We start from the raw sequence: 23399 nt of genomic DNA, 5'->3' as shown, positions 1-23399 counted from the left end.
CATTGAATATACTATCAGTTGAATCGATTTTGAAAGGATGATAGTAATGAAGATGAAGCGGAGAATTAAAATTGCAGCATTATCAATGAGCATTTTCTTATTTGCAAGTATGCTCCCGACTGGAGCTGCCTCAGCAGTTGAAAAGGACAAGTCTCCAGGCATGAACTCTAACAAACTATTAAACGTAGCTCACAGAGGTGCTTCTGGACATGCTCCTGAACACACGCTTGCATCCTATAAACTTGGGGATGAAATGAAAGGCGACTACATTGAAATCGACCTTCAGATGACGAAGGATGGGAAACTCATTGCCATGCATGATGAATCAGTTGATCGGACCACAAACGGGACAGGCCTTGTAAAAGACTATACACTTGAGCAGCTAAAAGAGTTAGATGCAGGTAGCTGGTTTAATGAAAAATATCCTGAGAAAGCTAATCCTGCTTACGAAGGGCTTCAAGTGCCTACTCTTGAACAAGTACTACAAACATTCGGGAAGGATGCTCGCTATTATATTGAGACGAAATCTCCCGAGGTATATCCTGGAATGGAAGAAGAGCTCCTTCGCATTCTTAACAAGTACAATTTAACAGGTGTTAATGAGCGATCTAGTAAAGTGCTTATTCAATCTTTTAGTCAGGAAAGTCTATTGAAAATGCATAACCTCGATCCTAACTTACCGCTTATTCAGCTCATTTCATATAAAGAGCCCGCAACAATTTCTGAGGGAGAACTTCAAGAACTAACTGAGTATGCAGTCGGCGTCGGAATGTCTGCTTCAAAAATTGACGAAACGTATGTACAAAAAGTAAGAAGCGCTGGTTTACTCATTCATCCTTATACTGTGAATGAGAAAGAACAAATGATGCGCTTATTAGACTGGGGCGTAACGGGGATGTTTACGAACTACCCTGATCTTTTGAGTGATGTACTTCATGGTGAATAATCGCAAAAAAGGTCCTCGTTGGTAACTACCAACGAAGACCTTTTTGACGTTTACCAGCCATATTGCTGAAGGAGCTCTGCAATCGCAGTATGATCGCTCTCTTCCGCTAACGCAAATGCCTCTTCACTTTCCTCAATAGAAGAAGGAAGGGCTCCCGCTACGAGGAAAGCTTCAACAAGTGAAGGATTGTCTTGTTTGATTGCTTCAAATAGCAATGGATCTCCTTCATAACGAGCATTCGCATCCCCACCTCTACCTAGTAGCAAAGAAACAAGTTCGGTAGACTTTTCTTTGGTGACTGCCGTAACTAGTGCACTTTCATCGTTTTTTTCTACCGTAAAGTTTGGATTTGCTCCAGAATCAAGGAGTAATGCACTTGTTTCTTCATTTCCTTGTGCGATGGAATAAGTTAATAAAGTATCATGCTCGCCTTCCACTTCTATTTCTAGGTTCGGATTATAACCATTGTGTAATAAAATTTTGATGAGCTCGATGTTTTCTTCCTTTACAGCTTTGACTAACATTTTCTCATTTCCGATTTCAAAATGAGCACCCATTTTTAATAGCAAGTCAACAATTTCGTTATTTCCTTGTTCGACTGCTACTTCTAGAAGGTTCTCATTTTTCTCATGATTTACTTCAGCATCCCCATCGTGTTCCGATTCTTCATGATCATGTACCTCTACCCCATTCAGAAGTAGGAACTCAACAAGCTTGCTATCTCCTTCCATGACCGCATAAGTGATTGGTGATACGCCATCATTGTTTACTGTATCTGGCGAAACGCCCTCATGAAAAAGATCCTCCATCTTCTTTAATGTCGTTTCATCTGAACGATTCTGATAGAGGAGTTCCCACAATTGGTCTTCTTCTGTAAGAAGGTCGGTGTCTGTTCCTTGATTTTCTGCACTAGCTTCTTTATGTGATTCAGACGTCGTTTTATCTTGATTTAATTCAGAACATGCCGCTACCACGATCAACATAGGCATGATCATCCAAAGTAACTTTCGCTTCATTGTTTCCCTCCAACTTTATAAAAAGTCAATTCCTAAACCATTATATCGTGAAACTCTCTGAGGAAAGATTAAAATTTAGTGAAATATGTCTTCGAATGGGACAACTTCCGCCTGTCATACACTTTAATAGTCAAGCTTCAGGGAGGACGAGACGTTGTCATATTTTAAAACGAGGAGGAAGCGCGGAGGTTCAGGAAAGGTTATTTTTAGCTTAATCGTCTTGCTGCTTCTCGGTGGCAGCATCGCTATTTGGATCTGGCAACAGCCTAAATCACAAGCTGTAGCAACTGTAAAGGAATTCTATTTATATGAGCAAAGTGGTGATTTCAAAAAAGCCTGGAACCTTTTTCATCCAGAAATGCAGAATCGGTTTTCAGATGAACAGTACAGTCAATTACGCTCCCAGTTGATTACACAAGATATTGGCGCTACCTCGTTTACGTTCGATATTGGCAAAGTAAAAATAAAGAAAAATTGGCGTTCTGGAGTAAATGGAGTGATTATGAAAAAAGTTTACACAATGAAAGTCACGCTTCAGTTTCACGATCAGTTTGGAAATTTTGATCTCGTTCAGGAAGTGTTTGTAATAAAAGAAGAGGGAGAATACAAGGTATTGTGGGATTACAAGTAGAAATAGAAGATTAAACAAACGTTTGATTAAGGGGAGGTGCCGGATAAAGTCGGCATCTTTTTTATTTTGAAATTAGCTTAAACCTTCCTTCTGTGATAAAAGGGATTGCACAATAACATCTCTTCGTGCCATCACGAACTTACAGTACTGCTTTTTCTTTTGATGGATAGTCCCAGGATAGCCTTCAATTAACGGAAGTAAATAAAGGTAGGGTTTATTAGGTTTATTACGTAAACGGTAGTAGTGATAGCTCGACCATGGATAATCTTCTGGATCTGAGACAAGGTTTGCTTTTACGGGATTCAAATGAATATAACGGCTAACTTCAAGCATGTTTGATGAGCTATTTAACGGTTCATCAAAATAGCGTTTTTCAAAAACGTGGCCAGTTAACTCATATCTTCCATTGAAATAAGTCGCGTATCGTTTGTTAATGAGTGACATGATCTTTGAAATGGAATGTTCTTTGGAGCGAAGTTGAAGATGATAGTGGTTGTTCATTAAACAATAAGAAGCTAACTCAAACGGGTGTGTTTCGAAGACTTGATCGAGGATAGACAAAAACGTTCGATAATCTCTGTTATCGTAGAACAAAAGTTCTTTACGATTTCCTCGACTCACGATGTGATAGAAATGATTCGGAAGCCAAACTCTTGGTTTTCTCACCATACCATTAGTGTTGTTGCATGTGGATTTAATAGATTCCTGTAACAAAGTAGCTTCGTCATTTTTCTTCCTCCCTTGTCAGTAATCTTCTCTTTCTCCAAGAATAATCTTCCCCCTCTTACTCGTCAATCAAATTTTATCGACAGGATTCGGGGAGTGACAGGCACTCGCAACCAAACCTGTGTTAACCTATCATAATATAATCTCAAAAGAAAATTTGAAAGAGAGACACTATGGCGATGATGGTAATCTATCAAGCACCATTGTTTTACTTGAAGACTTTAAGCAACAAATGAATGTTTTGCATGAAAATGGTTTTTTTACGTTAACGCTTGAGGAATTCGAAAAATATATAACTAGCGAAATACCTGTCCCTGAAAAAAGTGTTTTACTTACGTTTGACGATGGTCATAAGAATAATTACATAGAAGCTTATCCGGTATTGAAGAAATATGATTTTCACGCTGTTGAATTTTTGATTACGAATCGAAATAAAGACAAAACCGTTCCATATAATACTGATACAAATCAATATCTCAGTCATCAAGAAATTGAAGCAGCAAGCGACGTCTTCGAATATGCAAGCCACACTAACAGTTTTCACAATTTGGATAACGGCACACCTTATCTAATCTCAAAATCTCTTCCTGAAATTCAAGAAGATGTAGAAACAAGCATTGAATTAATTGGTGATACAAACGCACTTCCTTATCCTTATGGGGCTTACGATGAACAGACGATGGAAGCAATGGATGTTGCTGGAATCGACTTTGCTTTTACTGTACAAGCTGGCTACGTTCAGCCCGGAGATGACATGCTACAGATTCGCCGAAATTCCGTGAGACCTTATAATACAATTGAAGACTTTAAGAATGTGATGGAAATCAACTAACTTTATGCCATATAAAAGAACAGGCCATTGTGCCTGTTCTTTTATATAGCATTCGGCACCAATCCGGTGGTATCGGGTGGTGACAGGCACCATTGCCTCTACACCTTATTTGGCGCCTCTTCTCCTTCAAGTACTTTCAATAAGTTCATAGCAGCGACTTCTGCCATTCTCAACCTCGTTTTTACACTTGCACTCCCTATATGAGGAAGGGTAACGACGTTTGAAAGACGAAGCAAGGGATGATCAAGCGGTACTGGCTCTTCTTTAAAAACATCTAAACCCGCAGCCCATATAACACCATTCGTTAGGGCTTCATAAAGAGCATCTTCATTTACAATTCCTCCTCTTGCTGTGTTGATTAAAACAGCGCTCCTCTTCATCGTTTCAAGCTGCTCTACCCCAATTAAGTTCTCAGTTTCAGGCGTTAATGGTGTCAAAACACATACAAAATCAGACTCCTTTAAAAGCTCTTCAAACTCTTTAAACTGAAGATCTAATCTACTTTCTGCTTCCTGATTCCGACGACGGTTGTGATAAACCACATTCATATCAAATCCTCTAGCTCTTTTCGCCACAGCTTCCCCAATTCTCCCCATGCCTATAATCCCTAATGTCGCCCCATAGATATCCTGCCCTGTTAGCTGCATAGGTGACCAGGCTTCCCAGTTTCCTTCACGCAAATAATTGGATGCTTCAGGAATTCGGCGTGCGGTAGCCATTAGTAAAGCAAAGGTTAAGTCGGCTGTTGTTTCCGTCAGAACCCCCGGAGTATTCGTCACAACAATCCCGCATTCTTTAGCTGCTTCAATATCAATGTTGTTATAACCTACAGCCATATTGGCTACTACTTTCAGGTTGTTGGCTTTTTTTAGAAGTGAGTGATCTACTTGTTCAGTTAACATACAAAAAAGCCCGTCCACCCGCTTAATTTCTTCTTCTAAGACAGCATGCGGCACTGGTTCTTTTTCCTGGTCCCACATCCTTACTTCACATGTTTCACGAATAGGCTTCACAATTTCATCTGGCAACTTCCGCGTAATATACACTTTGGGTTTCATCCACATTCCACTCCTTAACTCAAATTGTCTCTATCCTACATGTTTCACGAATAAAAACGAAATTCCTCTTCCACATAGAGACATTACCCGGGAAATTTCGAAGCGATACGCAAAATAATAACGGAATATTGTGATAAAATAAAGAAAATCGAAAGTTGAGGTAAACCATGTTACATAACTATCACTTTTCTTTTCCCATCCGCGTTCGTTACTCCGAAATCGACGGTCAAAAAATTGTATTCAATGCCCACTATTCTACTTATATCGACATTGCTACAACTGAGTATTTCCGACACGTCTTAGGTGATCGATTACAGAAACTAGCTGAAGATCAGTTGTTTGATCCGGTGTTAAGGAAAATAACGATTGAATTCATCAAACCAGCAAAATTGGATGATCTCCTTGATGTGTACTGCCGAATTACTAAAATAGGGCAGAGTAGTTTTCAACTTGAGCACACTATAACAAGAAATGAGGAAACTCTTGTAAAAGCAGAGGTCATCCAGGTGAATATTGACTCAACGACCGGTCATGCAAAAGCAATCCCTCAAGAAATTAAGCAAGCGATTATCATTTTTGAAAAGCTAAGTGATCATTAATTTTCTCAGTTTTTATAGATTTACAGAAAAAGTCGGCATGCCAATGAAAGCATACCGACTTTTCTATTTACTACGGTGACCAAAAAATTGAAAATGTGAAACTCCTTCATGAAACAACTTCATTATCTGCGAATTTTACTCCTTCTGCGCAATCCTCACTGCTGTTTGATAAAGCAATTGCACTCCTTTCTCAATATCATCCATTTCCGCAAACTCAAGCGGGTTATGGCTAATCCCCTTTTCACATCGAACAAAAATCATCCCATAATCACTGATATACGACATAAACAGAGCATCATGGAATGGTCCGCTCATTAAAACAGGGGATTCGAAACCGAGCGCTTTATCCTCTTCACTCATGATTTCTTTAATCCAGTCAGCACAATAGCGCGGCTCACTTCTTGTATCTTCGGTGATCGTATAGGTAAGTTTGTAAGTCGTGGCGGCTTCTTCAATGATCGTGTAAAGCTTTTTCTCAAGCATCGTACGGTGCTCCAGGTCGATGTCACGCAAATCCATTGTAAATTCAACTTTTTCAGGAATGATGTTACGTGAATTCGGAAATACCTGCACACTTCCCACAGTCCCAACCGTTGTTTCTTTCCCCTCTTCTTTTATTAACTGATCAAATTTCGTAATGATCTCACTGGCTCCAACCATCGCATCTTTTCGTAACGGCATCGGAACAGAGCCTGCATGTCCAGCGAATCCTTCAAGTGTAACGGTTAACCAGATAGGACCTGATATTCCCGAAACAATTCCTACAGGTTTGTCTTTAGATTCCAGAACCGGTCCCTGTTCAATATGAAGCTCGAGAAACGCTTCAATATCGCCTTTCTTGTATACCGGGCTTTGTGAAAGATCAGGCTCGACACCGAATTCTTTCAGTGCTTCTTTTCGTGTCATCCCTTTCTTATCTTTTCGCTCGAGTTCACCATCTTCTAAAAGGCCAGCAAGAGCCCGAACTCCGAAAACACCTTTATTAAAACGTGAACCCTCTTCATCAGAGAAACAAACCACTTCGATCGTTCGCTTTGGTAATACGCCGTTGTCCTTCATCGTATGTACAACTTCAATCGCTCCAAGAGCTCCAGCCGTGCCGTCAAAGCGACCTCCATAAGGTTGAGAATCGATGTGAGAGCCAAGCATGAGGATTGCCTTATCTTTTTCTGAGCCTTCTATTCTGCCAATTAAATTCCCAAAACCATCAATTCGAGCAGTTAGTCCAGCCTCTTCCATCCATCCCTTTACAACTTCCACAGCTTCCCGATCTTCTTTCGAGTGAGCAAGACGACAGACTCCTGTTTCCCCAATCTTTCCAATCTTAGCGAGTTCTTCAAGATGACTCTGTAAACGACTTCGGTTAATCCCCATTCACACTCATCCTTTTCGGCTTTTTATTCACTATAGCAAAGCGAATGCCATCGCACATTATACAAAACGTAAGGTATTAGCTGGTTATTATATATACTTCGTCTATTCAGGCAAGATATTGCCCCAAATGACATGGTATGCATTCGACATTATCCACCATAAAACGGGTGGTGACAGGCACCATCATACCATCACCCTCTTGCCACAGCACCCTTCATTGCATATAATAGAGCTAGATAACATAAAGTATAAAAAAAGAACGCCGGTGCTTTCGCACCAGCGTCCATACAGCTGCTCCGCATGACGAGCGGCGGCTCAAAAGGCAAAAAGTAACTCACCTTAATCCTTGGCCGGGGCAGGGTGGGTTACTTCTTTTTATTACTGGAAACAGTAATAATCGTGACCACGAGAGAAGCAAAACTGATCATCAATACAAGCGCCTCGTATGTGCTCATCATTATAGGCAGCACCCCCTTTCATAAACGGGGTACCGCCGCCCACCCTGCTTTGCAGCTGATACTATTCATTTTATCATAGACATCTACCCTATTTGGATAGACCATTTACCTATGTTAGTGTCAAAACAAAATATGCCAAGATTCTAAATAAGTCTTAACGATGCGGGGCCACCCCACCTCGTTAAGCCTTTTCTCTTACAATGGACGATCATCAAAATCATAGTCTGCTGGATTCGGCGCAACTCGCGCCTTCTCAAGTGCAGGAGTATCTGGTCGTGCAATCTGATAGACGGCTGCTCCTACAATTTCCGCAACATTTTGGAGTTTCTCTTTACTTATTTTATCAATCGTATCATCTGGAGAATGGTACCACGGCTCAAGCGGCGCATGAATAAAGAGAGCAGCCGGTATCCCTTTTAGAAAGAAAGGCACGTGATCGCTTCTTCCGAGTTCTCCATAATCAACTGCGCCTGAAATCCTCGCTCCAGCTGAAGCACCAAGATCGGTTACAAGATTCTTGTTCCCATCAGGCGTGAACATAATAAGTTCCCCAGCATCACGACTTCCTACCATATCCATTTGGAAATGAGCAACCGTGCTTTCTATTTCATCATCAGTCAAAGAGTCTGCATAGTGGTAAGAACCGACTAATCCTTTTTCTTCAGCACCAAATGTAACAAATCGAAGCTCTGTATCTGTAGGGGTTTTCGCCATGATTCTGGCTAATTCTAGCGTTGTCGCTACTCCAGAAGCATCATCGTTAGCTCCAGGACCATTAGGGACGGAATCGTGATGCGCACCAATGCTGACAATTTGTCCATTATCCTTATTCGGGTGCGGTTCTTTTTTCGCAATGACGTTATAAGAAGTTTTATCAATTGTCCCAGCATTTTCTACGCTTACAGTAGCTTTCACGTCTTCATTATTCAGCTGCTCCACAAGTTGAAGGCCAGCTTCTCTTGTTATCGCTACCGCCGGGATATCCTGTCCTTCATAAGCGTAGCCAAATGAATTGCCAGAGCGTCCTTCTCCGTTAAACATAATGACGCCAATTGCTCCCTTATCATAGACGTTCTGAATCTTTTCATAAAAACTATAAGTCCCACGCTCAATTAATGCGATCTTCCCAGCAACTTCAACACCTACTTCATCCTGAGAACCAAGTCCTACATAAACAAGAGATCCTGTGGCGTGATCGTTAATGGATCCTTCAAACGTATAAACATCGCCAGAAAAGACTTGCTCATTAATAGAAAGCGATGAAGCTCCACCATCCCACTCCTGAATGGTAAAAGGCTGTAATTCCGTCTCATAGCCATAGCGTTCAAACTCACTTTTTATGTACTGTACCGCTTTGTATTCCCCTTCTGTACCTGATGCACGAGGTTGCTTTGATAATAAGGCAATGTTGTTATACATGTTTTCGCTGCTAATTTTCTTTATCACTTTGTTGTCAAATGCGTGGTCAGATTGTTCATTTGGAGCAGGCTTAGCTGCATCAACCGAGAAAGACATTGGACTTAGAACCAGACCTGTTGCCAAAGTAATTGTTAGCGATCTCTTATTCAAATGGTATTCCTCCTTAGGATGAAGTAATCAGCATAATTATTCCATTAATTGAATGTTTAGTAAATTACTCATTTAATCCTAATAAGAGCTTAACAATCCAAAATATGGACTTTTCACCTACAAAAAATTGAGCAATCTCAACCTTTTTCAGTCGAAATTTGTATATAAGTGTAGAGAAAATGAGCATTCTCGGTCATTTTTTAATTGTTTTTATTTTTTTCGTAAAACACTTTTAATTACTGTCCCATTGCAGTTATTTGTCCGCTTACTATAGAATGCTATCCAAATATAAATAAAGAGCCCTCCAATGAAGAAGAGCTCCTAATTAATATTTCCTTATTTATCATTCGACAAATTCTCTCAAAAAGCGGGTAGTGACAGGCACCATTTCACACCTTCCATAACCTCAATACTACTTCTTCCTGAACCACAGCATGTTTCTTCTCCGTCATCAAACTCGCGCTCACATAACTTAGAAACGAAAGCAGTACCGGCAACACAACCGTATGCATCCCAAATGCATTTGGCATAAATGTATTAAATCCAATATAGCTTCCAACTCCAACAAGAATGGAAGCCATCGCACCGCTCGCATTTCCCTTCTTCCAATAAAGTCCCATCACAACCGGCCAAATGAAAGCAGCTTCAAGGCCTCCAAAGGAGAATAAGTTTAACCAAATGAGAAGGTCAGGAGGGTTAACAGCCATTGCAAACACCAATATTCCCAATACCATCGTCACACCTACGCTAATTTGCTTGATCGTTTGATCGCTCGCTTCAGGCTTCACGTAATTCAGGTAGACGTCCTTCACGATGGCAGAACTAACAAGTAACAACAGCGAATCCACTGTCGACATGATAGCAGCCATAGGAGCAGCTAAAACAATGCCCGCGAGCCAGGAGGGTAGCACTTCTAGAGCAATTCTCGGCATAACTGTATCTCCTACCTCAATTCCAGGAAGCACCGCGCGTGCAAACACCCCAGTGAGATGCATTCCGAGCATAATGACGCCAACTACGATTGTTCCAATTATTAAAGCACGATGCATGCCTTTTGAGCTTTTATAAGACATCGCTCGAACGGCAACCTGTGGCAAACCAACGACCCCAACGCCCACGAGAATCCAGAAAGACGATACATAAAGTGGTGTTAAAGATCGATCAGCACCAAAAGGAGAAATTAAGTCAGGATTCTCAGACGCAAGCGTGGTAACAATGCTCTCAACGCCACCACCCGCTATAACCGTTCCAATTAGGATAACAAGCGTGCCACCTAACATCACGATGCCCTGAACCGTATCAGTGATCGCAACCGCGCGAAATCCTCCGATAATAACATACACAAGAACAGACACCGCAAAAATAAACAGTGCTCCCGTATAAGGCAACCCTGTCAGCGATTCAATGAGTCTTGCACCCCCGACCCACTGGGCAGCCATCGCAGAAAATAAGAAAATAATGATACTAAGCGCAGATAAAATGACAACCGCTTTGCTTTGGTAACGTTCCTTTAAAAAATCGATCAACGTTACCGCCCGAATTTTCCGAGACATAATCGCAAATTTTTTCCCCAGAACAGATAATACAAAGTAACCAGTTGCAAGCTGTGACATCGATAAAAGCACCCAACCAAGCCCCATCATGTAAGCTACACCAGGGCCTCCGATAAAACTACTGGCACTTCCATATGTAGCAATCATAGTCATCGCGAGTATAAGTCCACCAAGTTGCCGACTACCTAGAAAATACTCTTGCAAAAAGTTCGAAGTCGATTTCAAATGTGTTGAAGCATAAAAGCCAATAAGAAAAATAATAACAAGAAAAATAAGGAGAGGAATCACAACTTGCCAATTCATTCGTCCTCCTCCTCATCAAACGGAACTTCTTTAAACAAAAAGACAACCGCTAAAATTACGAGGACAATCACAATCCCAGTTCCAAGCAGACAGCTGTAGAAAAACCACGCTGGTAATCCCCATATATAGCTATACTCCTCTACTGGTTTTGAACCAAAACCGTAGGCAAATCCATACCAGAGTATAAAATTTATTAAAACAAGCCCAACGCCAATAAGCGCTTCACGATTGGCCACGAGGTATCGCGGATCATCTTTAGGCGTTTCTTCGTGTTGCTTCATGCTTTTCCTCCTTCAAAACAAACCTCGTTCTATTATAACCAGAAGGTCTTCTTCAACCATAATGAAATGTTTATCACAGCGGACTCCTTAATGAGTATAGCAGTGAAACATTATAAGGATAAAAGAAATAATAACATGCTGCCATGTTTTTCTTTATATATCTCAGTAAACTAGCTTAAATAAGTACAGGCAAGCATATTCCGTTTATCATAAAAATCAAGGCCTACGTTAAAAGAGTGAAGCGCCCTATTCATAGGACGCTTCACTCTTTTATTTTGATATTAAACAAACGTTTATTTAACAACCATTACGCCTTCCGATAAGCCCTTCTCTCCGCATAGGACACACATTTAAAACAAACCGGCTTCCGATTCCCCTCATCATCTAAATAATATTGAGGACGTGTAGGTTTCCTATGACAAATCATACATTTCTCTAATCCAATTAACCTTCGAAAAAACCCCTTCATATTTGTCACACTCCTAATCTTTAGTAAACTAATATACAGTACGAACCCAAATCACAACTGTTCCTTCAATCAAACTTTATCAGAAGGAAGATGAGAGTACACAATATGACAAATATCGGGGAGTGCCTGTCACCACCCACACAACCCAAATGAACAAAGGATGAGCATGCATGAAAGTAATCCTCGCTACCCCTTTCTTTCACCAGCTTCGTGGCAATACGATCACCGTTCGGCGTATCGCTGATGGATTGATTCATGCTGGTGTCGAAACGGAAGTGATCTCTATAACAGAGCAAGACGATCATCACCATTCCCTTAAAGATGCTGATTTGATTCACGGTTTTAATGCTTATCGTTTTTATCAATTTATAAAATCAATAAGTCCTCCAATCACAAATTATACCGTTACACTAACGGGAACGGATTTGAACCATGACCTAATGAACCCAACTAGAAAAAACGATGTTATTGCCTGTTTAACGAATGCGTTAGCAGTCCATGTTTTTGATGAAAAGGCTAAGAGCATTGTTCTCAATATTTTACCAAAACTAGAAAATAAGCTTTATGTGATTGCACAGGGAACGAGCACCTCTAGAAAAAGAAACGTACTAGAGAAAACCAAACCGGACACGTTCCATTTTCTTCTTCCCGCAGGCATACGAAAAGTAAAAAACATTCCGTTCGCAATTAATAGTCTACTGGAATTACGCAAAACTCACTCAAACATTAACTTAACGATTGTCGGCCCAATAATAGAGCCTGATGAGGGAGAGGTCGTTCAGCAGTTAGTTTTAGAAAACAGTGACTGGGTGACTTATAAAGGAGTAATTCCTCATAAAGAAATGGAAGCATTATACAGCAATGCAGATGGTGTGATTAATACATCTCATAGCGAAGGACAATCCTCTGCTATCCTCGAGGCGATGAGTTTCGGTTTACCTGTACTCGTCTCAAAAAACAAAGGAAACATGAGCCTCGTCTCGAACGAAGAGACTGGTTTCGTTTATGACGGCATCAATCAATTCTTAACATATGCTAATCGTTTAATTGAAAAAGCGTCTCTCCGAGAATTACTAGGTGAAAATGCAGCTACGTATGTTGAAGAGCACCATTCTGCGACACAAGAAATCTCAGCAATGGTTAACATGTACGAAAAAAGTCTGGCAGAGCTAAAGAAAGGAGGAAACGATGATGATTAAAAGTCCATGAGTCGTTGACAGCTCCAGGGTCGTGTACGACTCTATTGATCAAAACGTCATTACATCAGGAGAAAAAGGAGCAAATAAGACAGTCATCTTAACCTTTGATGATGGTCCAGGACGTGTCCTTCCTAAACTTCTCGATATTTTAAAAAAGGAAGAGGTACAAGGCATGTTTTTCTGGCAGTCACGCCTCCTCTATAAAGAAAGACCTTGGAAAAGAGTACTAGATGAAGGTCACCTAATTGGCACCCACTCTCGCAAACATCCTAATTTAACAAAACTTAGTTATGCCGAGCAGTTTGAGGAGCTTGAATACAGCAAGCTAAAAATCCACGAAATCACCGGCTCATCTGTAACTTATTTTAGGCCGCCGTTTGGTCAATTTAACCTTGATACAATTAAAGCAGCTCGGGATCTTGGCTTAACAACGGTGATGTGGCGAATTAGCTCAATGGATTGGTAACTTGCACGCCATCCGGAAGAAATCTTACAAAATGTGATTCAGAACCTTGAAAATGGTGCCATTATTCTCCTTCATGAACTACAACAAACTATCCAGGTGCTCCCAGATCTAATCAAAAAAATCCGCGCCGAGGGCTATGAATTTTCCTTACTACCACCGTTGAAAAAATAAAAAAGAGGAGGTGGCTCATAAATGGCTACCTCCTTCCCTTTTTAGATCACGCAACGACTCATTTACCCTTCAACCTCTACTTCATTTACGCCTTCCACTTTTCGAAGAAGCTGATAAATATCCGTCGTATGATTTTTTTCAAACGTCATAAGTTTCAACTCGACTTGCGGGTTTCTATCTTTTGTATCTCGCACACGAACGTGTCGAATCTCAAAATCATTTGCCACAATGGCTTTCATAAAATGAGTCACATCTACACTTTTATTTAACGTGATTTTGGCACGCATTTCCCGCTGTCTAAGTGCCTTTGGTCCAATCCGTTTGATGATCCATGGAAGAATATTCACACTGAACAGAATCAATCCAGCACCAACAAAAGCTTCATAATAAAAACCGGCACCCGCTGCTATTCCTAATCCAGATGCTCCCCAAATAATCGCTGCAGTTGTTAAGCCAGAAATCGCATCATTATTACGCCGCAAGATTACACCAGCACCGATAAAACCAATCCCAGAAACAATTTGAGCGGCCAATCGCATTGGATCCGTTCGAATATTCGGGGAAAGCTCCGCGAACGTTTCCGCTGATTCAATCGACACGATCGTTAACAAACAGCTGCTTACTGCAATGACAATACAAGTCTTTAAACCGAGTGGCTTATGCTTTAACTCGCGTTCAATTCCAATCAGTAATCCAAGCAAAGCTGAAATACTTAGTTTAATAAGCACAACTACCATCGTTCGTCATCTCCAACGTCGTAAAATAGAAGTAGCGCACCTCTGTATTACTCTATTCAGGAGAAGAAAATATTAGAATACGACCACTAGTCACTTTGAAATACTTAGTTGATAGTTCGACAAAATGTGAGCTTAATCGGGCGGTGACAGGCACCTTCGCGCCCCGCTACGCGCTACCCCTCAACCTCCACAAACGTTGCGCCGTCAATGTCTCTTAGCTGCTGATAAATACTAGTCGTATGATTCGCTTCAAAGGTAAGCAGACGCAAATCTATTTGATGGTTCTTTTCCTTCGTATCGCGAACGCGGACGTGCTTGATTTCAAAATCGGCCGCCTGGATGGTTTTCATAAATGCGGTAATGTTCGTTCCCTTTCGAAGCGTAATTTTTGCTCTCATCTCACGCTGTCTTAGCTGGCTAGGACCAATTTTTTTGATAATCCAGGGAAGGATATTTACGCTAAACAGGATCAAGCTTGCCCCTACAAACGCTTCAAAATAAAATCCCGCTCCTGCGGCGATACCTAGTCCAGAAGCTCCCCATATAATCGCCGCAGTTGTTAATCCTGAGATGGCATCATTATTTCGTCTTAAAATAACGCCCGCACCGATAAAACCAATCCCAGAAACAACTTGAGCAGCAAGTCGCATTGGATCTGTTCGGATGTTGTCAGATATCTGAGAGTACGTTTCAGCGGATTCAATGGAAACAATCGTTAATAAGCAGCTGCTCACTGCAATAACCATACACGTTTTTAAACCTAGAGGCTTATGCTTTAACTCGCGTTCAATTCCAATCATGAGTCCTAGACAAGCTGATATACAAAGTTTAACGACGATAACTACCACGCGACACACCTGCCTTCAATAGATATTTCTATTATTTTACCAATAAAAGGAGCAAAGGATCAAAAGGAATTTACACTCACCCACGAAATAAACCAAATGCGTGAATCACACCACATAAAAAAGAGTCGCTAGAGGATCATCCCCTGCAACTCTCAAACGACTTTTATATCATCACTAATGTATATCTTTTTTCTTAAAGCGACCGCCTCTTACTTCTGCAATATCGGCCATCGCAAGGAAAGCCGAATCATCATGGTCAGCGACAATGTCTTTTAATTTCGCTTCTTCTAGTCGAGTGATCACACAGAAAATCACTTTCTTATCATCACCAGAAAAAGCACCCTCGCCGTGCAAATAGGTTACCCCTCTGCCTAAGCGGCTTAAAATAGCATCGCCGAGTTCTTTATGGTTATCACTAATAATCCAAACGGACTTTGATTCATCAAGACCTTTGATCGTAATATCGATCATTTTATAAGCAACATAGTAGGCGAGCAATGAATACATCGCGCGATCAAAGCTGAATACGAATCCTGCGCTACCAAGAATGAACAGGTTCGCGAACATGATAATTTCTCCAACAGAGAACGGAAGCTTTTTACTCGCAAGAATCGCAAGAATTTCTGTTCCATCAAGTGATCCACCAAAACGAATGACCATTCCGACCCCAATTCCGAGGACAACTCCGCCAAACAATGTGGCTAAGAGAGTGTCATCAGTAAAAGCCGGGACAGGATGCAATAGCGCAGTCGATATGGATAAAATCACGATACCGTACAGCGTTGAGAAAGCGAACGTCTTGCCAATTTGTTTGTAGCCTATATAAATAAACGGAAGGTTAAGAACGAATAAGAAAATTCCTAAGCTAATACCACTTAAATGGGAGAGCATAATGGAAATACCAACAATCCCTCCGTCAATAACCTGATTGGGTACTAGAAAAACTTCTAAACCAACAGCCATAATAACGGCACCTAATGTAATCATAAACGTTCTTCTCGCTTTTTCTTGAAGCGGTGTTTTTTTATGAATTTTCGTTTCATTAATTAACTCTTCTAACGGTTTACTTTCACTCAAAATATTGCCTCCTCTTTATCTATCAAAACATTGTACTTATTTAAAATAAGATAACACTAACTGCAGTACACGATGACTAGACAGTTTCGCTGAGAGCTTAATCCTCCCCATAATTGGGAGGGTTAAAAGAACAGCCCATCCGAAACGTTCAAGCTTGCTTTGCCATCATTATTTCGCTCAACTATGGGCATTCATCATTTTAAACTTATCAAGAAAATGACATAGTAGTTCGGCATCATTGCTATTAGTGAATGATTGTTTATAGAAGGTTGATGAGGTAATTAGAGTGAACAGCATATACATTCAGGAAGCCTCTCGCATCAGGAAAAGCTTCTATTTGCATCATGTTTTTTTGAGGATATGTAAGATGATCCTGAAAGTTCTGCTCACTCGTAAACGGAACAAAAGGGCCAACGACCTTTTGTTTCTGAAGAGAAACTGATGTCGGGGGAGGAATCAACTTTGCATCTGGGAGATAAGCAAATTCACTGATCGTCGGTTTGTCAGCAGAATGATAATCATATTGATTTAATTGCTGTGCTGGATATATAAACACGAGAAAACCAAATAACATCAGCAGTAGCACCTGTCTCATCTCAAACCCTCCTCTCCCTGTCATACTTATCCACATCTTATTAATTTTATCACTGCTTGAAATTAATTGTCCACAAGTAGACAACGCACGGTAGAAGTACTCGACAAAACTTGAGTTTATTCGGGCGGTGACAGGCACCATTATTTCCCACCTCTTCCTAAAGAGCAAGACTATTAAACCACTTATTTTCCAACTAAGGAAAATAAAACCATTTTTGCAGGCTCTTTCACATGTTGACCCTCCACAAATAAGAGGAATACGATTGGAAAGTACTTTAGAAATTCAAGCAATCTATTAAGAAAGAAGGAATTGTTATGTGTGGCATTACAGGTTGGATTAATTGGTCTGGTGACCTCTCAACGGAGCAAGATACGCTAAAGAAAATGGCAGATTCTATTGCTCACCGTGGACCTGATGAAGAAGGATTCTGGCTATCAGAACAGGCGGCACTCGCTCATCGTCGTTTGATCGTTATTGATCCTCGCGGCGGTAAACAGCCGATGACGTCATCAGATCAACAACTTGTTCTTACGTATAACGGGGAACTCTACAATTATCGAGAATTAACACAGGAACTACAGCAGAAAGGACATACGTTCACTTCTAATTCAGATACAGAAGTAGTCCTACACGCTTACATGGAATGGAAAGAAGAATGCGTGAAACATTTTAACGGCATCTTCGCATTTGCGATCTGGGATAAAAAGGAACAACAGCTTTTCCTTGGCCGTGACCACCTCGGTGTCAAGCCGCTTTTCTATTCAAAACAGGGCGATTCGCTCTTCTATGGCTCTGAAATGAAAGCGATTATCGCGCACCCATCCGTGCAGCCACAAGTCGACCGTAATGGCCTTGCTGAAGTTTTCGGAATGGGACCTATGCGAACACCTGGACAGGCTATTTTCAAAGGGATTGATGAAGTTCGTCCTGGGCATTACGTGATCGCAACAGCCGATTCCATCGAAGAGCACCGCTATTGGAAGTTAGAATCAAAGCCTCATACAGATGATGTTGATAAAACTACTGAAACAATTCGTGAGCTTTTAACAGATACTGTTCAACGTCAGCTCATCTCTGATATGCCTATTGTTTCAATGCTTTCAGGAGGACTTGATTCTAGTGCCCTAACAAGTCTTGCCGCTCAAGAATTCAAACAATCAGACAAAACGCTAGGAACCTATTCAATCGATTTCGACCAAAACGAAGATCACTTCCAAAAGGATTTCCTCAGACATGATATGGACGAGCCGTGGGTCAAACGGGTGTCTGACCATGTTGGAACAGACCATCATTCTGTCACGTTCGGAGCGGACCAGCTGCTTTCAAATCTCCTTGAACCAATGAGAGGACGAGATCTGCCCGGCGTCGGTGAAATCGAAACATCGCTCTATCTCCTTTTCACAGAAATGAAAAAGGATGCTACCGTGGCGCTTTCTGGTGAGTCTGCCGATGAGGTATTCTCAGGTTATCCATGGTTCCATCAGGAAAAATATCTGGATGCTGAAGTATATCCATGGCTCGTGAACCTAAAAGGCATTTCTTCCGTGCTTTCTGAAGAAACGAAAAAACAAATTCAGCCTGAGCAATACCAGAAAGAGCGTTTTGCAGAAGCTTATGAAGAAATTCCATTTCTTGAAGGCGAAAGTGAGTTTGAAGCGAAACAGCGTCAAATGTCTTACTTTTTCATCACACGATTCCTACCGTTTATGCTTGATCGCAAAGACCGAGCAAGTATGAAAACAGGCTTTGAAGTACGCGTACCTTTCTGTGATTATCGGATCGTTGAATACCTGTGGAACGTTCCAATTGATTACAAAAACGTCGATGACATCGAGAAAGGAATCCTACGTCGCGCTCTAAAAGGAACGCTTCCAGATGATGTCCTTTATCGTAAGAAAAGTGCGTATCCAAGTGATAAAGACCCAGTTTATCTTGAGGGCGTACAAAATTGGATGATCGACATTCTCGACAATCCAGATTCCCCTATTCTTTCATTAATTGATACGAAAAAAGTTCGTGCGATTGCTTCGAATGAGGCAGAAGGATTGAATACCGATCAAGTGAAAGGTCTCCTCGACTACTTGATTCAAATCAACGCATGGCTTGATGAATACGATATTGAGCTCGTCAGCTAACCAAATATCACCGGAGAACGACTAGGTCGTTCTCCTTATTTTTTTAATTCAACTGTAATCGTTAGAATGCTTCGTCTATTTTTCATAAGTCTTTACATTCCTTCTTAAATGCAATCAAATTAACGGTTTAAAGGCATTATTGAATCAAAAAACCTCCAATTATCGACAATGAATCCGTGATACCTTCTTCTGTTTTTTACAAATTTGCAAAGATTTCAAAAAGGTGCACTTTTTCATTAACGCTTTAAATTGACAAATAATTTGCTAAAATGGGGAAGTTATAAAAAATTGGAGGTTTGATTATGGACACCACCATAGACGAGAAGCCAACGAAAAAAGGGAAGCTAAAACACCCTCCTGGCTTGTATCTTTTGTTTATCACAGAAATGTGGGAACGCTATAGCTTTTATGGTATGCGTTCAATTCTCATTCTTTATTTAACCGCTGAGTTAATTAGCGGAGGACTGGGGATGGATCAAGATAAAGCACTACTGCTTTACGGTATGTACACTGGTCTTGTTTATTTCACACCATTAATTGGTGGTTATTTAACCGATAAATTCATCGGATTAAGAACGGCCATTACCATTGGTGGTATTACAATGGCCATCGGTGATTTTACACTGTTTGCTGTCCAAGAACAATGGGGCCTCTATACCGGGTTATTGTTACTGATTATCGGTAATGGGTTTTTCAAACCTAATATTTCCACTCTTGTTGGAGAGCTATACAGTAAGAACGATAAGCGAAAAGATTCAGCGTTCACCATTTTCTATATGGGAATTAACCTTGGTGGCTTGATTTCACCATTAATTGCCGGTCTTTTATACGCTAATGTTTTCTATACAAATACAGGCGGCGTTGAAACATTTGGATTTAAATATGCATTTCTAGCATCATCAATTGGGATGATTATCGGACAAATTACTTTTAATCTACTTTCTAAAAAATATCTTGGTAATATTGGAAGAACACCATCCAGTAACCGTGTAACACCAACGATTGAAGGAAAAGCTAAGCCGCTTACAAAAATCGAAAAGCAGCGTACTTCAGTCATTCTAATCCTAGCCATTTTCACCGTTACATTCTGGGCAGGATTCGAACAAGCAGGTGCTTCCTTTACGCTTTATACAAGGGATTTCATAGATAGAACGGTCTTTGGCTACGAAGTACCAGTATCCTTCTTCCAATCACTGAACCCCATGTTTGTATTATTGCTAGCACCAATCATTTCAGCCATTTGGCTAAAACTAGCAAAATCAAAACGCGGTGATTTTGCCATTCCTACAAAAATGGCATTCGGTTTAATCCTACTTGGTGTCGGATTCATGGTAATGGTTCCGGCGGTTATGATGACCGGTAGTGATGAAGGAAACATTGCAGTGAAAGCTAGCATGCTATTTATGGTTGTGACGTACTTCTTCCATACACTTGGCGAACTATCGCTTTCACCAATCGGACTTTCTCTAGTTAGTAAAATGTCTCCAGTGAAAATCGCTTCACTATTGATGGGTGTTTGGTTCCTAAGTAACGCTGCTGCTAACTACCTTGCAGGTTACATCGCTTCACTCACAACATCAGCGGGCTATCTTGAAATCTTCATTTATTTAGGTGTCGCTGCTCTAAGTTTAGGTGTGATCCTGCTCTTGCTTTCTAAGAAGCTACAAAAACTCATGCATCTTGAAGAATTTAATGAGGATCATGTTGCTAAGCAGATGAACTAAACCAATAAAATAGGCTAGTCAAAAAAGGGTTTGCTCTCCAAATGGAGAGCAAACCCTTTTTCATTTATCGTTCACAGTTATTACTATCAATAAGTGATGTATTTATTTCCTGACCTCACTCTACCTCTCAAGCTCAATATTATAGTGATATTGATCGCTCCGGTACTTCGTTCTCGTATATTCGATCGGATGATCATTTATACCAAGACTTAGACGCGTCATTTCCAGGAGCGCTTCACCAGGGCGAATACCAAGTGCGTCTGCTTCGTTGATCGTGGCGTTAATGGCCGTGATTCGCTCACTCGCTTTTTTGAGATAATAGTGATGTTGTTCAAGTACTTCATAATACATCGCCTGATTAAGATCAAATTTAATTAAAATCTCGCCAATTTCCTTTGGCCAGCACGTTCGTTCAAGAGCTATCGGCACCTCGTCTGCAAAACGAATACGTTCCACAAGAAGGATTGGCTCACCTTCCGTTACCTTCAGCATATCGTTCTCATGGTAAAGGTCATCACGAAATTCTGCTCTCAGCACCTTTGAATGGGGAGTTTGTCCACGTTCCAACACTTCTTCAGCGAAGCCCCTAAGCTTCCCAAGATTTCCGATCAAATTCTGTGGTTTGACTACTGTTCCGCGCCCCTGCTTTTTCTCTAACAAGCCATTCTGCACAAGAATCGAAATCGCCTGCCTGATTGTCGTTCGACTTACATCAAATTCTTTGATGAGATCCTGTTCAGTAGGAATCAACGTATTCGGCTTCCAGGCACCGGTTTGAATTCGTTTGATCAGAACATCTTTTATTTGAAGGTATAGTGCTTCACCTTTATTATGATTGAGTTTATCTGATGACATATAAGCCTCTCCTCTTGAGCCGCCAACTGTTTGGCTCGGTTCATACATTCATTATAGCTAAAAAGGAGCTCGCTTTAAAAGAGTAGTACCATTCTTGAGGCTAGGATCCCTTTCTGATATACCACCCGTTCGACAAAGAAGGACAAACATCGGGCGGTGCCTGTCACCGCCTAACCTCTTCCACATTAAGTAGACGATTAACACGCACTAATCTAATACCGAGTTTGGTTGTCAGAGCTGAGATCTTGAGTGCAATTCGTTCTGAATCCACACAGATTTCAGCTGGCAAGAAACCGAGTTTATTAAGCATTTCTACTAGTGCAGCCTGTAGCTGTTTTCCATAATCTACTCTCTCAAACACCTGATAATAAACGATCATAGCCCCTTCATCTTCAACCCCAAGAACAACATTCGGAAAAAACGGACGTTCTCCATCTCTTTCCTGAATCGCTTCTTCTTCAAAGTATGATGCAAACTCAAGACGCATTTTCACCTGTCTATATTTCTGAATCCGCCTCATTTCAATCTCGGAAATCAGCACCGCCTCTTCCTCTTCAGGTTGTATAACAGCATTCATCACGCCATTTACCCACTGACCTGATTCCAGCAACCGTGCACGCCACCGCCCATCATAACCTTCTAACAAGTAGGCGTCATTCTTCTCCGTCTCTTCTACCACGTGAATCGCCTGCTTTAAGATCTCACAAAACGTCCGTACTTCCTTTCGAGAGAAATGCCACGGATAATATCCGGATGACATACTTCTAAAAACCGGCCATTCCTGCCGACCACGAAAACGAAGCCCCAGCTTTTTAATCCACCGAAGATCCTCTGTCTTTAACTCATCGCGAGCCTGAAACGCCAGCAATAAGCTACGCTCATATTCAATTACAGTCTGAATATCATCACGGCCATCCCTTACCGCCATTTTATAAGCAAGACCGTCATTACCAAGGTGGACGCCAAGCCCAAAGTGCTGCCCATTCATCCCGAGCACCGAACAATAAGCAACTTCACCCGTTCCCGGTATTTCTACAATGAACATCTCGTTGCTATGAATCCACTTCCAAGGTTGAAGCTTTCTATAGGCCATCGTAAGTTCAAAAAGCTCTTTCCACAGATCATGCTCACCTACCTCACTCTCCCTAAAAACAGCAAGTTGCTCATTAATACGCTTCATCTCACCTGCAGAAAGCATTTTTCCTTGCTCATACTGATCTCGCTTCCCTTCTTCAGGTGCGCCTTTATAGACCATTAAACATGTTGGAAAAGTTGCACCCTTCCGACCGCTAAACGCTTTTTCCAGAAAAATCTCATGCCGCCAGTTCTCCTCCGAACCATAAACGTATGTTAATGAAACCTGCTCCTCATTTAAAACATCCGAAATCCGAACTTTACGTTCATCACGCATTTCCATTCCAGCGTTTTGAGAATCTACTTGTGTGGGACCAATGAATAATTCACTTTCTTCATCACTTAATGTAAATAAATCGCGATGATCCATAATAAAATAATGATGATGTGCGTTCGACCAATTAAAAGCAATTTGTATGTATTCATGTAGCTCACTAAGAAAGATCGAATCATCTACCTCAAGTCGTCTCCAAATCTTTGATTTCATCTCAACTAGGCTTACTTTTATTTGGAAAATCACCATCTCTCATCCTTTCCTTACACTCTTGTAAAATGACTTTTTTCACAGTATAGCATGTCCCTCCGAAACACAGACTCGCCATTTTATGTGATAAATGACCTATCCCAGCAATATACATAGGAT

General features: G+C 41.0%; 22 protein-coding genes. 8 read left to right on the top strand and 14 right to left on the bottom strand.

Features of this window, described 5'->3' with window-relative positions:
- The first annotated feature begins 46 nt into the window (after positions 1–46).
- The gene (locus ACIFPW_RS07840; RefSeq protein WP_430243297.1) at positions 47–946 is read left to right on the top strand and encodes a glycerophosphodiester phosphodiesterase; all 900 of its coding nucleotides are present in this window, start codon (positions 47–49) and stop codon (positions 944–946) included.
- A gap of 50 nt (positions 947–996) precedes the next feature.
- On the opposite strand, the gene ACIFPW_RS07835 is transcribed toward ACIFPW_RS07840, so the two are convergent.
- A complete protein-coding gene (locus ACIFPW_RS07835) occupies positions 997–1962 on the bottom strand; it encodes an ankyrin repeat domain-containing protein (RefSeq protein WP_430243295.1) in 966 nt (321 codons plus the stop codon).
- Between the two features lie 154 nt (positions 1963–2116).
- Between ACIFPW_RS07835 and ACIFPW_RS07830 the strand changes: the two genes are divergently transcribed.
- Positions 2117–2593 carry a hypothetical protein gene (locus ACIFPW_RS07830; protein WP_430243293.1) on the top strand — a complete coding sequence of 159 codons (477 nt, stop codon included), beginning with the start codon at positions 2117–2119 and terminating at the stop codon, positions 2591–2593.
- 72 nt (positions 2594–2665) lie between these two features.
- Here the strand turns inward: ACIFPW_RS07830 and ACIFPW_RS07825 are convergent, their stop codons facing one another.
- Entirely contained in the window at positions 2666–3307 is a 642-nt protein-coding gene (locus tag ACIFPW_RS07825) for an REP-associated tyrosine transposase (protein ID WP_404683449.1), read from the bottom strand.
- A 169-nt stretch (positions 3308–3476) separates the two neighbouring features.
- Between ACIFPW_RS07825 and ACIFPW_RS07820 the strand changes: the two genes are divergently transcribed.
- Complete coding sequence (locus ACIFPW_RS07820; RefSeq protein WP_430243291.1) at positions 3477–4151, top strand: polysaccharide deacetylase family protein; 675 nt, start codon at positions 3477–3479, stop codon at positions 4149–4151.
- Between the two features lie 98 nt (positions 4152–4249).
- On the opposite strand, the gene ACIFPW_RS07815 is transcribed toward ACIFPW_RS07820, so the two are convergent.
- A complete protein-coding gene (locus tag ACIFPW_RS07815; RefSeq protein WP_430243289.1) occupies positions 4250–5209 on the bottom strand; it encodes a 2-hydroxyacid dehydrogenase in 960 nt (319 codons plus the stop codon).
- A 167-nt stretch (positions 5210–5376) separates the two neighbouring features.
- Between ACIFPW_RS07815 and ACIFPW_RS07810 the strand changes: the two genes are divergently transcribed.
- Positions 5377–5808 carry an acyl-CoA thioesterase gene (locus ACIFPW_RS07810; protein ID WP_430243288.1) on the top strand — a complete coding sequence of 144 codons (432 nt, stop codon included), beginning with the start codon at positions 5377–5379 and terminating at the stop codon, positions 5806–5808.
- Positions 5809–5943: 135 nt separating this feature from the next.
- Here the strand turns inward: ACIFPW_RS07810 and ACIFPW_RS07805 are convergent, their stop codons facing one another.
- The 5 genes from ACIFPW_RS07805 to ACIFPW_RS07785 all read right to left on the bottom strand — a co-directional run bounded on the left by ACIFPW_RS07805 (position 5944) and on the right by ACIFPW_RS07785 (position 11346).
- A complete protein-coding gene (locus tag ACIFPW_RS07805) occupies positions 5944–7182 on the bottom strand; it encodes a Zn-dependent hydrolase (RefSeq protein ID WP_430243286.1) in 1239 nt (412 codons plus the stop codon).
- A gap of 365 nt (positions 7183–7547) precedes the next feature.
- Positions 7548–7637, bottom strand: coding sequence for a putative holin-like toxin (locus ACIFPW_RS07800; RefSeq protein ID WP_226615686.1), 90 nt, complete (start codon positions 7635–7637; stop codon positions 7548–7550).
- 198 nt (positions 7638–7835) lie between these two features.
- Complete coding sequence (locus ACIFPW_RS07795) at positions 7836–9209, bottom strand: M28 family peptidase (protein WP_430243284.1); 1374 nt, start codon at positions 9207–9209, stop codon at positions 7836–7838.
- 389 nt (positions 9210–9598) lie between these two features.
- On the bottom strand, positions 9599–11065 hold the full coding sequence (panF, locus tag ACIFPW_RS07790; RefSeq protein WP_430243282.1) for a sodium/pantothenate symporter: 1467 nt from the start codon (positions 11063–11065) through the stop codon (positions 9599–9601).
- The gene (locus ACIFPW_RS07785) at positions 11062–11346 is read right to left on the bottom strand and encodes a YhdT family protein (RefSeq protein WP_427391179.1); all 285 of its coding nucleotides are present in this window, start codon (positions 11344–11346) and stop codon (positions 11062–11064) included. The genes panF and ACIFPW_RS07785 overlap by 4 nt, the downstream gene beginning before the upstream one ends.
- Positions 11347–11985: 639 nt before the next feature.
- On the opposite strand from ACIFPW_RS07785, the gene ACIFPW_RS07780 reads away from it, so the two are divergent.
- Complete coding sequence (locus ACIFPW_RS07780; RefSeq protein ID WP_430243280.1) at positions 11986–13014, top strand: glycosyltransferase; 1029 nt, start codon at positions 11986–11988, stop codon at positions 13012–13014.
- Positions 13015–13045: 31 nt separating this feature from the next.
- The gene (locus ACIFPW_RS07775; protein ID WP_430243278.1) at positions 13046–13480 is read left to right on the top strand and encodes a polysaccharide deacetylase family protein; all 435 of its coding nucleotides are present in this window, start codon (positions 13046–13048) and stop codon (positions 13478–13480) included.
- Positions 13481–13713: 233 nt separating this feature from the next.
- Here the strand turns inward: ACIFPW_RS07775 and ACIFPW_RS07770 are convergent, their stop codons facing one another.
- The 4 genes from ACIFPW_RS07770 to ACIFPW_RS07755 form a co-directional block, all read right to left on the bottom strand.
- Complete coding sequence (locus ACIFPW_RS07770; protein ID WP_430243276.1) at positions 13714–14388, bottom strand: MgtC/SapB family protein; 675 nt, start codon at positions 14386–14388, stop codon at positions 13714–13716.
- A gap of 173 nt (positions 14389–14561) precedes the next feature.
- Entirely contained in the window at positions 14562–15236 is a 675-nt protein-coding gene (locus ACIFPW_RS07765; protein WP_194218586.1) for an MgtC/SapB family protein, read from the bottom strand.
- Positions 15237–15410: 174 nt separating this feature from the next.
- Positions 15411–16223 (bottom strand): YitT family protein, encoded by an 813-nt coding sequence (locus ACIFPW_RS07760; protein ID WP_430243454.1) that lies wholly within the window; start codon positions 16221–16223, stop codon positions 15411–15413.
- A gap of 349 nt (positions 16224–16572) precedes the next feature.
- Entirely contained in the window at positions 16573–16908 is a 336-nt protein-coding gene (locus ACIFPW_RS07755; protein ID WP_430243274.1) for a hypothetical protein, read from the bottom strand.
- A gap of 314 nt (positions 16909–17222) precedes the next feature.
- Here ACIFPW_RS07755 and asnB point away from each other — a divergent pair, with 314 nt between their 5' ends.
- On the top strand, positions 17223–19043 hold the full coding sequence (asnB, locus tag ACIFPW_RS07750) for an asparagine synthase (glutamine-hydrolyzing) (RefSeq protein ID WP_430243272.1): 1821 nt from the start codon (positions 17223–17225) through the stop codon (positions 19041–19043).
- Positions 19044–19345: 302 nt separating this feature from the next.
- Complete coding sequence (locus ACIFPW_RS07745; protein WP_194218583.1) at positions 19346–20767, top strand: peptide MFS transporter; 1422 nt, start codon at positions 19346–19348, stop codon at positions 20765–20767.
- Positions 20768–20887: 120 nt separating this feature from the next.
- On the opposite strand, the gene ACIFPW_RS07740 is transcribed toward ACIFPW_RS07745, so the two are convergent.
- Both ACIFPW_RS07740 and ACIFPW_RS07735 read right to left on the bottom strand, forming a co-directional pair.
- Positions 20888–21622 (bottom strand): GntR family transcriptional regulator, encoded by a 735-nt coding sequence (locus ACIFPW_RS07740; protein ID WP_430243270.1) that lies wholly within the window; start codon positions 21620–21622, stop codon positions 20888–20890.
- Between the two features lie 163 nt (positions 21623–21785).
- Positions 21786–23276 carry a plasmid pRiA4b ORF-3 family protein gene (locus ACIFPW_RS07735; RefSeq protein WP_430243268.1) on the bottom strand — a complete coding sequence of 497 codons (1491 nt, stop codon included), beginning with the start codon at positions 23274–23276 and terminating at the stop codon, positions 21786–21788.
- Between the last annotated feature and the right edge of the window lie 123 nt (positions 23277–23399).

The sequence above is a fragment of the Pseudalkalibacillus sp. NRS-1564 genome (assembly GCF_050467905.1).
Taxonomy (GTDB): domain Bacteria; phylum Bacillota; class Bacilli; order Bacillales; family Guptibacillaceae; genus Guptibacillus; species Guptibacillus hwajinpoensis_B.
The sequence above is the reverse complement of the archived record's forward strand: the minus strand, read 5'-3'. Positions and strand labels throughout refer to the sequence as shown.

Coding starts and splice junctions, on each gene's coding strand:
- ACIFPW_RS07780 (WP_430243280.1), top strand. CDS start 11,986: ATGAAAGTAATCCTCGCTACCCCTTTCTTTCACCAGCTTCGTGGCAAT.
- ACIFPW_RS07745 (WP_194218583.1), top strand. CDS start 19,346: ATGGACACCACCATAGACGAGAAGCCAACGAAAAAAGGGAAGCTAAAA.
- ACIFPW_RS07740 (WP_430243270.1), bottom strand. CDS start 21,622: ATGTCATCAGATAAACTCAATCATAATAAAGGTGAAGCACTATACCTT.
- asnB (WP_430243272.1), top strand. CDS start 17,223: ATGTGTGGCATTACAGGTTGGATTAATTGGTCTGGTGACCTCTCAACG.
- ACIFPW_RS07840 (WP_430243297.1), top strand. CDS start 47: ATGAAGATGAAGCGGAGAATTAAAATTGCAGCATTATCAATGAGCATT.
- ACIFPW_RS07785 (WP_427391179.1), bottom strand. CDS start 11,346: ATGAAGCAACACGAAGAAACGCCTAAAGATGATCCGCGATACCTCGTG.
- ACIFPW_RS07770 (WP_430243276.1), bottom strand. CDS start 14,388: ATGGTAGTTGTGCTTATTAAACTAAGTATTTCAGCTTTGCTTGGATTA.
- ACIFPW_RS07805 (WP_430243286.1), bottom strand. CDS start 7,182: ATGGGGATTAACCGAAGTCGTTTACAGAGTCATCTTGAAGAACTCGCT.
- panF (WP_430243282.1), bottom strand. CDS start 11,065: ATGAATTGGCAAGTTGTGATTCCTCTCCTTATTTTTCTTGTTATTATT.
- ACIFPW_RS07835 (WP_430243295.1), bottom strand. CDS start 1,962: ATGAAGCGAAAGTTACTTTGGATGATCATGCCTATGTTGATCGTGGTA.
- ACIFPW_RS07810 (WP_430243288.1), top strand. CDS start 5,377: ATGTTACATAACTATCACTTTTCTTTTCCCATCCGCGTTCGTTACTCC.
- ACIFPW_RS07755 (WP_430243274.1), bottom strand. CDS start 16,908: ATGAGACAGGTGCTACTGCTGATGTTATTTGGTTTTCTCGTGTTTATA.
- ACIFPW_RS07815 (WP_430243289.1), bottom strand. CDS start 5,209: ATGAAACCCAAAGTGTATATTACGCGGAAGTTGCCAGATGAAATTGTG.
- ACIFPW_RS07800 (WP_226615686.1), bottom strand. CDS start 7,637: ATGAGCACATACGAGGCGCTTGTATTGATGATCAGTTTTGCTTCTCTC.
- ACIFPW_RS07760 (WP_430243454.1), bottom strand. CDS start 16,223: ATGATTACATTAGGTGCCGTTATTATGGCTGTTGGTTTAGAAGTTTTT.